General features: G+C 74.3%; 12 protein-coding genes. 3 read left to right on the forward strand and 9 right to left on the reverse strand.

From position 1 onward, the window contains the following. Positions 1–251: 251 nt before the first annotated feature. Together AC156L_RS33605 and AC156L_RS33610 are read right to left on the reverse strand one after the other, a co-directional pair. Positions 252–905, reverse strand: a complete 654-nt coding sequence (locus tag AC156L_RS33605) for a response regulator transcription factor (protein WP_330879264.1) — start codon at positions 903–905, stop codon at positions 252–254. After that, positions 902–2161 (reverse strand): sensor histidine kinase, encoded by a 1260-nt coding sequence (locus AC156L_RS33610; protein ID WP_330879265.1) that lies wholly within the window; start codon positions 2159–2161, stop codon positions 902–904. Before AC156L_RS33610 ends, AC156L_RS33605 begins: the two co-directional genes overlap by 4 nt. 145 nt (positions 2162–2306) lie before the next feature. Between AC156L_RS33610 and AC156L_RS33615 the strand changes: the two genes are divergently transcribed. Further along, positions 2307–3908, forward strand: coding sequence for an alpha/beta fold hydrolase (locus AC156L_RS33615; RefSeq protein ID WP_330879266.1), 1602 nt, complete (start codon positions 2307–2309; stop codon positions 3906–3908). A gap of 211 nt (positions 3909–4119) precedes the next feature. Here the strand turns inward: AC156L_RS33615 and AC156L_RS33620 are convergent, their stop codons facing one another. From AC156L_RS33620 to AC156L_RS33635, 4 genes are all read right to left on the reverse strand, one after another. Then, a complete protein-coding gene (locus tag AC156L_RS33620) occupies positions 4120–4545 on the reverse strand; it encodes a hypothetical protein (RefSeq protein WP_330879267.1) in 426 nt (141 codons plus the stop codon). A gap of 98 nt (positions 4546–4643) precedes the next feature. Beyond that, complete coding sequence (locus AC156L_RS33625; RefSeq protein ID WP_484407601.1) at positions 4644–5069, reverse strand: hypothetical protein; 426 nt, start codon at positions 5067–5069, stop codon at positions 4644–4646. 89 nt (positions 5070–5158) lie between these two features. Then, positions 5159–5584 carry a hypothetical protein gene (locus AC156L_RS33630; protein ID WP_330879269.1) on the reverse strand — a complete coding sequence of 142 codons (426 nt, stop codon included), beginning with the start codon at positions 5582–5584 and terminating at the stop codon, positions 5159–5161. 30 nt (positions 5585–5614) lie between these two features. Further along, on the reverse strand, positions 5615–6889 hold the full coding sequence (locus tag AC156L_RS33635) for a hypothetical protein (RefSeq protein WP_484407602.1): 1275 nt from the start codon (positions 6887–6889) through the stop codon (positions 5615–5617). A gap of 109 nt (positions 6890–6998) precedes the next feature. Between AC156L_RS33635 and AC156L_RS33640 the strand changes: the two genes are divergently transcribed. Next, a complete protein-coding gene (locus tag AC156L_RS33640) occupies positions 6999–10430 on the forward strand; it encodes an nSTAND1 domain-containing NTPase (protein ID WP_330879271.1) in 3432 nt (1143 codons plus the stop codon). Here AC156L_RS33640 and AC156L_RS33645 read toward each other — a convergent pair. Genes AC156L_RS33645 through AC156L_RS33655 form a run of 3 tightly spaced genes read right to left on the reverse strand, consistent with a single transcriptional unit; the run spans position 10427 to position 13161 of the window. Then, positions 10427–11302: an NAD(P)H-hydrate dehydratase gene (locus tag AC156L_RS33645; RefSeq protein ID WP_330879272.1), complete on the reverse strand. Its 876-nt coding sequence runs from the start codon at positions 11300–11302 to the stop codon at positions 10427–10429. The genes AC156L_RS33640 and AC156L_RS33645 overlap by 4 nt on opposite strands. After that, positions 11280–12014 carry a histidine phosphatase family protein gene (locus tag AC156L_RS33650; RefSeq protein WP_330879273.1) on the reverse strand — a complete coding sequence of 245 codons (735 nt, stop codon included), beginning with the start codon at positions 12012–12014 and terminating at the stop codon, positions 11280–11282. The genes AC156L_RS33645 and AC156L_RS33650 overlap by 23 nt, the downstream gene beginning before the upstream one ends. Positions 12015–12054: 40 nt before the next feature. Continuing rightward, positions 12055–13161, reverse strand: a complete 1107-nt coding sequence (locus AC156L_RS33655) for a glycosyltransferase (RefSeq protein WP_330879274.1) — start codon at positions 13159–13161, stop codon at positions 12055–12057. A 168-nt stretch (positions 13162–13329) separates the two neighbouring features. Here AC156L_RS33655 and AC156L_RS33660 point away from each other — a divergent pair, with 168 nt between their 5' ends. Beyond that, positions 13330–13959 (forward strand): TetR/AcrR family transcriptional regulator, encoded by a 630-nt coding sequence (locus tag AC156L_RS33660; RefSeq protein ID WP_330879275.1) that lies wholly within the window; start codon positions 13330–13332, stop codon positions 13957–13959. Positions 13960–14009 lie beyond the last annotated feature (50 nt).

A 14009-nucleotide genomic window follows, 5' to 3' on the forward strand; every position in this document is an offset into this window, starting at 1 on the left:
CTCTCTGGTGACTCGTCCTGTCGTGTGGCCGGGCCTCGCCACGTCCTGGTTCTCCGGAAGCGGCGTTCGACGGCGTTGCGTGGTGGGGAGAGCGCGGGATCGACCGAGACCGGCCGCCTTCGTGCGACCCTCACGGCGGCGCCGGAGGATCGGCACGCTCCCGACCGGCAGACGTGCCCGTGTCCTCCGGACCCTGCGTGGCCCGCGGCTGATCACCCGCAGCGGACCAGGGTCCGAACCTCACCCAGCCACTAGTGCGTCCCGGCGCGGACCAGGCCGCACTCGTAGGCGTGCACGACGGCCTGCACGCGGTCGCGCAGGCCGAGCTTGGCCAGCACCCGGCTCACGTGCGTCTTGACGGTGCCCTCCGCCAGGAACAGGTGGACCGCGATCTCGCTGTTGGACAGGCCGCGGGCGATGAGGCCGAGCACCTCGCGCTCGCGCTCGGTCAGCACGTCCAGGGCCGCGGCGGCGGGCGGGGAGGCCGTGCCGACGTGGCGTTCGAGGAGCCTGCGGGTCACGCTCGGCGCCACGCAGGCGTCGCCGCGGGCGACCACGCGGACGGCCGACAGCAGGTCGGCGGCGAGGGTGTCCTTGAGCAGGAACCCGCTCGCGCCCGCCTGGACGGCGGCGTAGACGTGCTCGTCGAGGTCGAACGTCGTGAGCATCAGCACCCGCGTGCCGGTGTCGCCCGAGCAGATGCGGCGGGTCGCGTCGACACCGTCGACCTCGGGCATCCGCACGTCCATGAGCACGACGTCCGGCCGCAGCGCCGACGCCAGCTCGGCGGCCTCGGCGCCGTCCGCGGCCTCGCCGACGACCCGCACGTCCCCGGCGTTCTCCAGGATCATCCGGAACCCGGTGCGCACCAGGGCCTGGTCGTCGGCGATCAGCACCCGGATCACGACCCGCTCCCCCGGATCGGCAGGGCGGCGCGCACCGCGAACCCGCCGCCGGGGCCGGGTTCGGCGACGAGGTGACCGCCGAGCAGCCGCACGCGCTCGCGCATCCCGCTCAGCCCGTGGCCGCCGCGGGCGCCCTCGCCCGCGCCGCGCCCGTCGTCGCTCACCCTGATCCCGATCTCCGCCCCCGTGTAGGACAGCACGACCTCCGCCTTCGCGCCCCTGCCCGCGTGCTTCATGGTGTTGGTCAACGCCTCCTGCACGATCCGGTACGCCGACAGGTCCACCGTGGACGGCAGCGGCACGGTCGTCCCCTCGACGCGGAGCGCCACCGGCGTGCCCGCCGTCCGCACCTGCTCGACCAGCGCGCCGAGCTGCGCCAGCCCCGGCCTCGGGTGCCGGGTGTCGTCGACCGCGCCCACCGCCGCCAGCGCCCGGCGCATGTCGGCCAGCGACTCTCGGCCCGTGCGGACGATGGCGTCGAGCGCGGAGCGGGTGTCGGCGGGGCGGTTGTCCAGCGCGGCGGCCCCGCCCTGCGCCTGGATCACCATCACCGACAGCCCGTGCGCCACCACGTCGTGCAGCTCGCGGCTGATCCGCCCCCGCTCGGCCGCCACCGCGAACGCCGCCTGGAGGTCGCGGTCCCGTTCGAGTTCCCGCGCCCGCGCCCGGAGTTCGTCGAGGTGCGCCCGCCTGCTGCGGGAGGCCGACCCGACGGCCCACGCCGCGACCAGAGCGGAGACGAACACGGTCAGCTCGTCGCGCGCGGTGTCCCAGGAGCCCTCCCCGGCGGACGGAGGCGGCTCCGGCAGGAGGACGGGCGGGACGGGACGGGGCTCGGCGGGCCCCGGTGCGGGCCCCGGTGCGGGCCGGGCGGACAGCGCGGCGGACCCGAACCACCCGGTGGCCACCAGCACCAGGCAGCCCAGCACCACGAGCGACACGGCGCGCCGGTGCCGCAGCGCGACCGTGCCCAGGAGGACGAGCACGCTCAGGTCGACCGGGGTGATCGGCGCACGCACCAGCAGGTGCGTCGTGACGGCCACCGCCGCGACCGCCGTCATGGCCACCGGCCACCGGCCGCGCACCGCGACCGCCGCCGCCGCCAACCCCGTCGCCGTCCACCACACCACCGGGTCGACGGGACCGTCCGCGACCTCGACGCCGTTCACCAGCAGGCTCGCCGCCAGCAGCACCACCGCGAGCGCCGCGTCCCGCACCGCGGACGACCGCGCCCACTCCCCCAGCCGCTGCGTCATGACCCGCGAGCGTAGGACCCGCTCGGGTCGGCCCGCGTCCGTCGCGAGAGGTATATCGGCCGCCCCGACCACCCCGCGCGGCAGACGCCACCGTGCGAACGCGGACGGACGCGGACCGGCCCACGTCGGTGCCAGCCTTGACCGCATGAGACGACAAGTGTTGACACGCAAGGGTTTCGCGGCGGTGGTGGCCGCCGCCGCGCTGACGTCGCTGGCCGTCGTCCCGGCCCACGCGTCCGGGACGACGCCGCAGGTCGCCTGGCGGACCTGTCCGGCGTACTCCGACGACGTGCTGCGCGGCCTCGGCGTCCCCGACGAGAGGCTGCCGGAGGTCCGGGCCCAGCTGGCCAGGCTGGAGTGCGGCACGGTCGGTGTCCCGCTCGACCACGGCTCGCCCCGCGGCAGGCGGATCGACGTGGCGATCACGCGGCTCAGGGCCACCGACCAGGAGCACAGGCTGGGCAGCCTCGCGCTCAACCCCGGCGGGCCGGGCGGCAGCGGGTACCTGATGGGCGTCCAGGTCGGCCTGGAGAACGACGAGACCAGGCGGCTCGGCGAGCGGTACGACCTGATCGGCTTCGACCCGCGCGGTGTCGGCAACAGCACCAAGGTGGACTGCGCGCCGCCCGGCCCCGGTGGGCAGGAGCCCGCGCCGGGGCCGATCACCAGGGAGGCGGCGAAGGCCGTGTTCGACCTCCAGGCGGCGGCCAACAAGGCCTGCGGTGACAGCGATCCCGCGTTCCTCGGGCAGCTCACCACGGAGAACGTGGCCCGCGACCTCGACGTGGTTCGAGCCGCCCTGCGCGAGCCGAGGCTGAACCTCCTCGGTGTGTCCTGGGGGACGTGGCTGGGCGCGGTCTACCGCAGCGCGTTCCCCGCCGCGGCGGGCCGGGTGTTCCTGGACAGCGTGGCACCGCCGCGCTTCCGGCTGGACACCTTCGAGGACGACCGCGCGATGGCCGCCGAACGCAGCTCCGCCCGGCAGTTCGCCTGGCTGGCCCAGCACGACGACGCCTACGGCCTGGGCTCCACACCCGAGCGGGTGCGCGCCACCGTCCTGGCCCTGATCGCGGACTTCGACGCCCACCCCCGGCGCTACACCGACGTCCCGATGCCGGTCGACGGCTCGATCATCGCCGTGAGCGCCGTGCAGCCCTCGGAGGTCTGGCCGCTGGTGGGCACCGTGCTCAAGGAGCTGCGCGAGTCGACCGGCCCGACCGCGCCGCCGACGTTCAAGGACGTCGTCGTGGGCCCGCCCAGCCAGCCGCCGCCACCGGGCGCGCCCGAGCTGAACAACCGCACGATGGGCCGTGCGACCCTCTGCAACGAGGACCCGAGCAGGCTCGACTTCGAGCGCGCCTGGGCGGCGTTCCAGGAGCGCCTGGCCGACAACCCGGTGACCGGACGCTCCCTCGACTTCTCGGCCGGGTGCGCCGGGTGGCCGCTGCCCGTGCGCGAGCACCGGCTGCGCCACGGCTCCGGTTCGCTGGTGCTGGCCGGGCACCGCCACGAGGTCGTGTCGGTCTTCGAGTGGACCGCGTGGATGCGGGCGGAGGTCGGCGGCAGGACCTACACCGTCGAGGACGACGTCCACGGCTCGGTGCTGCGCGTCCCCGAGTGCGCCGCCGACCTGGTCCGCTACTTCACCACCGGTCGGATCGACGACGGCTGCCCCGGCGCTCCGGGACCCGACGGCCCGACCACCGCGAAGACCTTCGACCCGACCGGAACGGCGCTGGCGGGCTGACCCGACGCGGAGGTCCCGGCCCGCCGCGTGCGAGCGGCGGGCCGGGACCGTCAGCGGAGCTCGCCCGTCGCGGTCGACGACGTCCCGGTCACGTACTCGGCGGCCACCGCCGTACCCGGTGCCGACGGCCCCTGACGGCCGCGACGGGCGTCGACGGGGCCGCCACGACCGTGCGCACGAGAACCTCCCGACGAACGCGCGGGGCATCCGGTCACATGAACGTGAACCAGTCCGTGTACTCCGGCTGGGCGCCGGAGCTGCGGTTCCAGGTGCCCGCGCGGCCGAACAGGGCGCTGTCCTCGTAGTAGTTCTTGTTGCACGACGCCCACACGCCGAGGCCGTGGCTGTTGATGCAGATGCCCTTGCGGTAGAGCGAGGCGTTGCGCACGTTCTCCCACTCCACGACGGCCGACGCGCCGTCGGACTTGTTGTCCAGCACCCACCACCGGTCGCCGCTCACCTCCAGGCAGACCGTGACCGCGAACAGGTCGTCGTCGCACCTCAACCGCTCGCCCGTGGGCGGTGTGCCCACGACGGCGTAGTCGGTCTCGTACTCGGCGGCCATCGCCGTACCCGGTGCCAACAGCCCCAGGACGGCCGCGACGGCCATCGACAGGGCCAACACGATCTTGCGCATGAGAACCTTCCCGTTGTGCAGAACCGCTCCTCAGCGAGGGCGGGACCGGTCCGCCGCGGGTGTGCGGCGGACCGGACGATCGGTGGTGGAGGACCCGCCTACATGAACCAGACCCAGTTGGCGTAGTCCGGGGAAGCGCCGGTGCTGCGGTTCCAGACGCCCGCGCGACCCCGCACGGTGCTGTCCTCGTAGTAGTTCTTGTTGCACGACGCCCACACGCCGAGGCCGTGGCTGTTGACGCAGCGGCCCTCGCGGTAGAGGGAGCCGCCGCGGTAGTTCTCCCAGTCCACGACGGCCGACTTGCCGTCGGAGTCGTTGTCGAGCACCCACCAGCGGTCGCCGCTCAGCTCAAGGCAGACCTGGACCCCCACCCGGAGGTCGTCGCACGCCAGCAGCTCGCCCAGCGGCAGGCTGCCCGCCACCGCGTAGTCGGTCTCGTACTCGGCGGCCATCGCCGTACCCGGTGCCAGAAGCCCCAGGACGGCCGCGACGGCCATCGACAGGGCCAACACGATCTTGCGCATGAGAACCTTCCCGTTGTGCTGACTTCGCCCCTCCGCGAGGGACGGGTCTGGGTGGCTCGCCCGGTGTCGGCGAGCGGGTGGGGCGGCGGTCACATGTACTTGAACCAGCCGTAGTAGTCCGGCCAGGAGCCGACGCTGCGGTTCCAGACGCCCTGGCGGCCGTTCAGGGTGCTGTCCTCGTAGTAGTTCTTGTTGCACGAGGCCCACGTGCCCGAGCCGTGGCTGTTGACGCAGCGGCCGTTGCGGTAGAGGGAACCGCCGCGGAAGTTCTCCCAGTCCACGATGGCCGACTTGCCGTCGGAGTCCGAGTCGAGCACCCACCAGCGGTCGCCGCTGGGCTCGAAGCAGACGTAGACCGCGGGCCTGGGGACGTCGCACTGCAACACCTCGTCCGACGGCGGTGTGCCGAGGACCCCGTCGTCGATCTCGTACTCGATGGCCAAAGCCGTGCCGGGCAACGCGATACCTGTGACGGCCGCGAACGCCAGGGACAGGGCCAGCACGATCTTGCGCATGGCTGCCTTCCGGTTGTGCTTGCCGGGGTTTCAGTCGACGTCGGTGAGCGGGACGGCGAAGATCGCGCGCTTGTCGACGAACGTGCCGCCGTCGGCGGACCACGCGTGCTCGGTGACGGTCCACAGCTTCCCGGCGGTGGTGCCGGGTCCGTGCTCGTGGTAGAGGTCCTCGCCGCCGACGGCCCAGCTGTTGGTGGTGGTCGCCCCGCCGGTCGTGCCGGAGTACATCCAGCTGTGCTGCCGGTTGGAGCTGCGGCCGAGGTGGTAGCGCCCGTTCCAGGTCTGCACGCCCTGCACGTTGCTGCGCGGCGAGGTCACCGCGTCCTGGGCGACGGCCTTGCCGTTGGTCAGCACCGGCAGCCGGGTGGTCGCGTCGACCCGGTAGCGGACCACGCGGCCACCGTCCACCGCGGCGTCCGTGCTGCGCTGGTCGCGGTACTCGCCGACGACGAGCGTGTCCGGCGTGGTGCTGCGGTCCAGCGACAGCGACGAGAAGCAGAGCTGCGTCGCGCTGGGCGTGCACGGGGTCTGGACGGCCTGCTTGTACGCGCCCACCTGGGGCAGCACGTACTTGTAGCCGTGGGCGTAGTAGGCGCTGCCGCTCCTGCCGATCACGTCCTGCGCGTCGGAGACCTCCAGGACGCGGTTGACGTCGAACACCCGCAGCCCGCCCGACGTGTCGGCGACGTACAGGTGGTGGCCGAGCCAGGCCAGTCCGCCCGCGTGGATCGGCACCGCCGTGTAGTTCGGCGTCGTCGTCCTCGTCGGCTCGACGAGCAGCACGTGCCGGTACCTGCGGTTCGCCACGTCGAGGAACGACACCCGCACGCCCTTGTCCGGCCCCGTCAGGTCGTAGTGCCAGCTGACGAGCATGACGCGGTTCTCGCCCCACAGGCCGTCGTCGTCGGCGTCGGACGAGCCGGTGATGCCCTGCGGCTGCCAGTAGGTGACCTCGCTGTCGCCGTCGTCCCAGCAGAACCGGTCGCTGCTGTGCAGGATCTGCCCCGAGGTCAGCGGGTGGTCCGTGCGGGCGTAGTGCTCCGGGAGCGCCTGCTGCTGCGTGCCCGAACAGGTCTCCAGCGGGCGGTTCGCGTCGCCGAGCACCGCCGCGACCGACCTGGTGGTGCCGAGCGCGGTCTCCAGGTTCTCCGCGTAGGCCTCCAGGCTCCAGTCCGGTGTCAGCGAGAAGGCCTCCACCGGCCTGCTGCGGATGAGGTCGTCCACCTCCTCGGCCCGCACCGGCAACGCCGCGGCCACCGCGTACGTGCAGACCAGTAGAACTAGCGTGCTCCAACGTTTGCCCATGATCACTCCCGCTCGTCCTTCGCCCCACAAGGTCTAGGGCGAACGGGATTGATCAGCAGCCCGCGCGGGAGCTGGTCAATCAAAAGAGTTCAAAGCGACGAGGAGTCCTGTGGGCAGACGAGAGCGTTCCATCGACCCCGACAGCGGTCCCGTGCAGCGGTTCGCGTGGGAGCTGCGGCGGTTGCGGGCGGAGGCGGGCTCGCCGAGCTACCGGTCGCTGGCCCAGCGCGCGCACTACTCCGCCACGGCGTTGAGCGAGGCCGCGGGTGGTGAGCACCTGCCGTCGCTTGCCGTGGCGCTCGCCTACGTCCGGGCGTGCGACGGCGACGCGGCCGAGTGGGAGGAGCGCTGGCGGCAGGCCGCCACGGGCGAGGGGGACGACTTCCCTCCCTACCTAGGGTTGACACCGTTCGGGCAGCGCGACGCCGAGCGGTTCTTCGGCCGGGAGGAGCTGGTCGCCGAACTGGTCGACCGGGTCCGGGGGAAGCGCGTGGTCGGGGTGTTCGGGCCGTCCGGGTCGGGCAAGTCCTCGGTGATCCACGCGGGTCTGCTGCCCGCGGTGGACGACTGGGAGGTGCTGACCACCACGCCGACGACGTGGCGGGGCGGCACGGCGGACCTCGTCGTGGTCGACCAGTTCGAGGAGCTGTTCACGCACGTCGACAGCGCCGCCGAGCGGGAGGCGTTCGTGGCCTCGCTGCTCGACGGCGACCACCGGCTCGTGCTGGCCGTGCGCGCGGACTTCCTCGGCCACTGCGCCGCGCTGCCCGCGCTCGTGGAGGCGCTGCGGGACGGGCAGGTTCTGGTCGGGCCGATGACCGACGACGACCTGCGCGCGGCCGTCGAGCAGCCCGCCGTGCGGGCGGGGCTGAAGGTGCAGCCGGACATGCTCGCCGCGGCGCTGGCCGACGTGCGCGGTAGACCGGGCGGGCTGCCGCTGCTCTCGCACGCGCTGCTGGAGACGTGGAGGCGGCGTGAGCGCGGCACGCTCACGCTCGACGGCTACCGGGCCAGCGGCGGGGTCGCGGGGGCCGTGGCCGCCACCGCCGAGAGCACCTACGCCGAGCTGTCCCCCCGTGGTCAGGTGGTCGCCCGCTCGGTGCTGCTGCGGCTGGTGCAGACCTACGACGACGCCAACGACCTGCGCCGCCGCGCGCCGCTGGACGAGGTGCTGGCCGCGGGCAAGCCGACCGACACCGCGCACGTGGTGAACGTGCTGGCGAACGCGCGCCTGGTCGTGGTCGCGGACGGCGTCGTGGAACTGGCGCACGAGGCCGTGGTGCGCGCGTGGCCCCGGCTGCGCGAGTGGATCGACGAGGACCGGGAGTCGTTGCGGCTGCACCGCGACTTCACCACGGCCGCGGCGGCCTGGCGGGCGACGGGACGCGATCCGGGGCTGCTGTACCGGGGTGCCCGGCTCGCCGCGATGCGGGAGCTGGCGGGCCGGATGGAGTGGGCGGTGTCGTCCAACGAGCTGGAGCGGGAGTTCCTGCGGGCCGCCGTCGACGGGGAGAACGCCGAGCGGGAGGCGGGGCACCGCAGCGCCCGCAGGCTGCGCGGGCTGGTGAAGGCGCTGGCCGCGCTGGCCGTGGTGTGCCTGGTGGTGGCGTCGGTGGCCGTGGTGCAGTGGCGCAGCGCCGTGCGCCAGCGGCTGGTCGCCGAGTCGCGCCAGATCGCCGTGCAGGCGCAGGACCTCAGCGCGTCGTGGCCGGACGCCGCCGCGCTGCTGGCGGTGTCCGCGTACCGCACCTCCCCCACCGCGGAGGCGCGCGGCGCGCTGCTGAGCACCGCCGCGTACAAACCCCCGCGAACGGTGCTGAAGGACCACCGGGGGCCGGTGCGCGCGGTCGCGTTCAGCCAGGACGGCACGGTGTTCGCCACCGCGGGCGAGGACCACACCGTGCTGCTGCGCGCCACCGCGTCGGTCGACTCCCCGTTCCTGCTGGCCGAGCACGACGGCGCGGTGCGGGCGCTCGCGTTCCAACCGGGTGGCGCGGTGCTCGCGTCCGCGGGTGACGACCGCCGCGTGGTGCTGTGGGACACCCGCACGCACCTGCCGCTCCGGACCGTCACGATGGACGCGGGGGTGCGGGCCCTGGTGTTCACCGCGGACGGCAGGACCGCCGTGACGGCGCTGGCAGGCGGCGCGGTGGAGGTGTGGCGCACCGAGGACTGGACGCGGACGGGCCAGGTGGTCCACGAGCTCGGCGAGGTCAACGGCCTCGCGGTCAGCGACGACGGCGAGGTGTTCGCGGTCGCGGGCGAGAAGGGTGTCCTGGTGGTGGAGCACGGCGTGCCGCGGACGTTCGACGACCACGACGCCGCGGTGCGCACCGTCGCGCTGAGCCACGACGGCCGCACCCTCGCCTCCGGTGGCGACGACCACCAGGTGGTGCTGCGGGTGCTGGCCACGGGCGCGAAGTCCGGTCTGCGCAGGCACGTCGGGGGCGTGCGGTCGGTGCAGTTCGACGCCGCGGGCACGAAGCTCGTGTCGACCAGCGACGACGGCAGCATCCGCTGGTGGAGGGTCCCGGACGGCGGGTGGCTCACCGGGCTGATCACCCGCACGCACCCGTTCTACGCGGCGGCGCTGAGCCCCGACGGCTCGCACCTCGTCGCGGGCGGCGACGAGAACGTGAGCCTGTGGCGGCTGCCGCTGCCGCCCCTGACCGGGCACACCAGCCCGCCGGACGGCATCGCGATCTCCGCCGACGGCGCGCTCCTGGCGACCGGCGGGCGGGACCGCATGATCCTGCTGTGGGACGGCGGGGGCAGGCAGGTCGGCCGGATCGACGTGCCCGCGCACGTGACCGCGCTGGCGTTCCGCGCCGACGGCCTGCTCGTGGCCGCGGACGCGGAGGGCACGCTGAGCACGTGGCGGGGCGAGCAGCCGGTGCGCACCTGGCACAGCGACCAGGGCGCGATCACGAGCCTGGCGCTGAGCCCGTCGGGCAGGCAGGTGGCCACCGGCGGCAAGGACGCCTCCGTGGTGGTGTGGGACCTCGACTCGCCGGAGCCGGGCCGGACGCTGCCGACGGGCCACTCCGGTCCGGTCAACAGCGTGGCGTTCGTCGGCTCCGCGCTGGCCACCGGCGGCGCGGACGGCCGAGTGCTGCGCTGGGACCCGGAGTCCGGGGACGTCGCGGTCGTGCGCGACGGCGGCCCGGCGGTGAAGTCGGTCGCGGCCGTCCCCCGCTCGTCCACCCTGGTGGTGGGCGACACGAGCGGCGAGGTCGCGCTGTGGGACGACGCCGGGCCGCACACGCTGGTCACCGGCCGCGGCGAGGTCACGTCGGTCGCGGTCAGCCCGGACGGCACGACCGTGGCGTCCGCGGCCAACGACAGCCTGATCACGGTGTGGCGGGTCGCCGACCGGGCGCACGTGGCGACGCTGACCGGCCACACGGGACCGGTCGACGCCGTCGTGTTCGACCCGTCCAACGACCTCACCTCCTCCGGCCCCGACCCGCGGGTGATCCGGTGGGAACTCGACCCGGAGGAGGTGATGGCCAGGCTGTGCGCGGCCGAACCGTGCCGCTAACCCACGCGCAGCTCCACGAGCACGAGCGGCACCTCGTCCAGCAGCTCGCGGGCCAGCATCCCGGTCAGCCCGGTCCTCGGCACCAGCCGCTGGCCCGCCATCGCGTGCGCGTGGCCCGCCCAGCAGGTCGCCTGGACCGGGTCGACCGCGCACGCGAGCAGGCCGCCCACTAGTCCGGCCAGGACGTCGCCGCTGCCCGACGTGGCCAGCCCGACGTGCCCGGTCCCGTCGCGCCACACCCGTCCGCCCGGTTCGGCGACCACGCCCATCAGGCTCACCACGGCCCGGTGCCGCTCCGCGATCTCCACGGCCGCGTCCACGTGGTCCTCGACGGGGGTGTCCGGGCGGCCGAGCAGGTAGGCGGCCTCCACGGTGTTGGGCGTCAGCACCAGCCTGCCGTGCACGGGCGCGGCGAGGTCGGGGTGGTTGCCGACGGCGCCGAGCGCGAACGCGTCGAGCACCACGGGGACGTGGGAGGGGACCAGCGGCAGCAGCCGGTCGAGCAGCGCGCCGGTCTCGTCGGCGTCGGTCAGGCCCGGCCCGACCACCACGGCGTCCGCGTCCGGGACGAGGTCGGCGAGGACGTCCGCGGCGTCGCGGGACACGGCCCCGTTCCCCGTCTCGGGCAGGCCGACGGTCAGCGCCTCCGGCACGGCGAGGCCGAGCCCGGACGCGTGCCGCTCGGCGACCGCGAGCTGGAGGGTGACGGCGCCGGTGCGCAGCGCGGCGATGCCGCTGAGCAGCACCGCGCCCGGAGCCCGCCGGGCACCGCCCACCACGAGCACGGTGCCGCTCCCGTCGCTGGGCAGCGTCCACTCGCGCAGCAGCGCGGAGGTGATCGGGGTGGGTTCAGACCGATTCGGTTTCGGCATCTTCGCTCTCCGTCGGTTGGACGCCCCGGTCCCGCAGGTGCTCGGTGGCGTGTTCGTGCTCCAGCCGGAACCCGCTGCCCTCGCGCACCCACGAGGTCACCGACCCGTTGGCGACCACGGTGTTGCGCGCCAGGGCCAGCAGGTCCTTCTCCGGCACGCCCTCCAGCAGGTAGCGCAGCAGGTAGGCGGTCATCTCGTGGGCGAACAGCAGCACCCGCTCGCCCTGGTGGCGCCGTTCCAGGTCGCCCAGCAGGGAGCGCAGCCGCAGCGCCACGTCGGCCCACGACTCGCCGCCGGGAGGCCGGTAGTAGAACTTGCCGAGCCGTTCCTTGCGGACCAGCTCGTCGGGGTGGCGGTTGGCGACCCCGCGCGCGGTGAGCAGGTCGAGCACCCCCAGCTCGCGGTCGCGCAGCCGCTCGTCCACCAGCCGCACGGGCTGGTAGCCGATCTCGTCCACCGCGAGCCACGCGGTGCTCAGCGCCCTCTGGTAGGGCGAGCACACGACCACGTCCGGCCGCCGCCCGCTCGGCAGGGAGGCCAGCCAGCGCCCGACGGCGGCGGCCTGCTGCTCGCCGAGCGGGGACAGCGGCACGTCCGCGTCCCGCTCGGCGATGTCGATGACGTCGAGCCCGGCCGCCTCCGCTTCCTCCCTCTTCACGTTGCCGGTGCTCTCACCGTGCCTGACCACACCCACCCACCCGAGATCCGTCATGGTCCGGGTACTACCCGTTCCGGCCGGGCGGGAACCACCGTCAGGCCGGGGCGCCGACCAGGGCGAGGAGCCCGCGCAGCGCCTCCTCCGGGGAGTTCGTCGACGCCAGGCCCGCCGCCGCCCGCCCGGCCGCCTCCCGGTACGCCGGGTCGTCCGCGACCCGGCGGGCGGCGGCTCCCGCGTCCGCCGGGTCGTCGACGACGACGCCCGCGCCCAGGTCCGCGACCCTGGCGGCGTTCCACGGCTGGTCGGCGATGAAGGGCCGCACCACCAGGGGGAGGCCGTGGGACAGCGCGGCGAGGAGCGTGCCGGTGCCCCCGGCCGTGACGACGAGGTCGACGGTCGGCAGGAGTTCGGCGAGGGGCACGAACCCGACCGCGTGCACGCGGCGCGGGTCGACGTCGGCGGAGAGCTGCTCCGGCCGTGCCGTCACGACGACCGTGAAGCCCGCGTCGGCGACGGACGCGACGAGCGCGGACAGGGCGGCGTCGTCGTGCACCGTGGTCCCGACCGTGACGAGGACGCGCGGGAGGTCGGACTCGACGCCCCGCCAGGCGTCCTGCTCCCGCCCGTGCCCGTTCGCCACGGGGCGGATGGTGATCCGGTCAGCGGCGGGCGGTTCGGCGGACGACCGCAGGACGTCGGGGTACGGGTCGACCAGCGCGATCCTCGGGACCGGGGTCAGCGACCGGCTCCGGTACTCCCCGGCCAGGCGGTCGCGGAACGCGGCCCACAGCACCTCGGGCACCGGCCCGGAGATCCCGTGCGCGGCCCACGGGACGCCCAGCGCGGCGGCGACCATCGGCCCGACGAAGTCGAACTCCTCGCACACGACGAGGTCCGGCCCGAACTCCTCGGCCTGGCGCAGGGCCTCGTCGAAGGCCAGGTCGACGTGCACCCCGGCGAACATCTCCACCGCCCCCGGTCCCGGCTGGGCGGGGTGGGACCCGGTGAGCCGCACGGTCCTGTCGATCATCTCCTCGGTGGACGGTCCCGCGGGCAGCAGGGGCAGCGGCGCGACCAGCGCGGCCAACTCCCCCGAGGTCAGCACCGCCGTCTCGATCCCGGCGGCGGTCGCGGCGTCCGCGAGCGGCATCAGCGGGAGGACGTGACCGGCAGAGGGCATCGCGGTGAAGAGGATTCGCATGGCAGTCCCGTGTGACGTGCGCCGATCGGCGCGGTGTGTCGTGCTGGTGGCGCGGGCGGTCAGGACGCCCGCGGAGCCCTTCCGCGACCGACTCCGGTTGATTCACCAGACCAGGGTCGGTTCGCCAGAGTCAACTCTGATGACACCGTAGCAGTTAAGATCCACCGCGTGTCACCTCCGCCGAACGACGCCGTCCCCGCGGGCAGGAGGGCCGAGTACGCCAGGGCCACGCAGCGGGCGATCCTGGACGCGGCCCGCGACCTCTTCGTCCGCAAGGGGTACTTCGGCGCGAAGGTGGAGGAGATCGCCCGGACGGCCAGGGTCGCGCCCGCCACGGTCTACGCGGTCGGCGGCGGCAAGAGCGGGCTGCTGCGCACGCTGATCGAGTCCGGCACCACGGCGGAGGACGTCGTGGCGGTCCTCGCCACGATGGAGTCGATCGACGACCCGCGGGAGCTGGTCCTGTTCGTGGTCCGCTCCACCAGGCTCGTGTTCGAGCAGTGGTCGGACCTGATGCGGCAGGTCGCCGCCGCCGCGCCGCAGGAGCCGACCGTCCGGGAGAGCCAGCGGGTGGCCCACGCCGGCATGCGCGGCGGCCTCGCCCGCGCCGCCCAGCGGCTCGCGGACCTGGGCGCGCTGCGCGAGGACGTCGACGTCGCGAGGGCCACCGACCTGTTCTGGCTGCACCTCTGCAACGCGGCCTACTTCATCCGCACGGACGACCTCGGCTGGTCGCTCGACGAGTCCGAGACCTGGCTCGCCGAAGCGCTCCCCGCGGCCCTGCTCGCGCGCCCGTAGGGCGGCACCGCCCTCCCGATCCCGGACGCCCTATTTCGAGCACGGCGAAA

The organism is Umezawaea sp. (genome assembly GCF_057122925.1).

Bases quoted from the DNA above. Each gene is read 5' to 3' on its own strand.
- AC156L_RS33650 (WP_330879273.1), bottom strand. From the start codon at position 12,014: ATGACGGATCTCGGGTGGGTGGGTGTGGTCAGGCACGGTGAGAGCACC.
- AC156L_RS33635 (WP_484407602.1), bottom strand. From the start codon at position 6,889: ATGGGCAAACGTTGGAGCACGCTAGTTCTACTGGTCTGCACGTACGCG.
- AC156L_RS33630 (WP_330879269.1), bottom strand. From the start codon at position 5,584: ATGCGCAAGATCGTGCTGGCCCTGTCCCTGGCGTTCGCGGCCGTCACA.
- AC156L_RS33625 (WP_484407601.1), bottom strand. From the start codon at position 5,069: ATGCGCAAGATCGTGTTGGCCCTGTCGATGGCCGTCGCGGCCGTCCTG.
- AC156L_RS33655 (WP_330879274.1), bottom strand. From the start codon at position 13,161: ATGCGAATCCTCTTCACCGCGATGCCCTCTGCCGGTCACGTCCTCCCG.
- AC156L_RS33610 (WP_330879265.1), bottom strand. From the start codon at position 2,161: ATGACGCAGCGGCTGGGGGAGTGGGCGCGGTCGTCCGCGGTGCGGGAC.
- AC156L_RS33620 (WP_330879267.1), bottom strand. From the start codon at position 4,545: ATGCGCAAGATCGTGTTGGCCCTGTCGATGGCCGTCGCGGCCGTCCTG.
- AC156L_RS33645 (WP_330879272.1), bottom strand. From the start codon at position 11,302: ATGCCGAAACCGAATCGGTCTGAACCCACCCCGATCACCTCCGCGCTG.
- AC156L_RS33615 (WP_330879266.1), top strand. From the start codon at position 2,307: ATGAGACGACAAGTGTTGACACGCAAGGGTTTCGCGGCGGTGGTGGCC.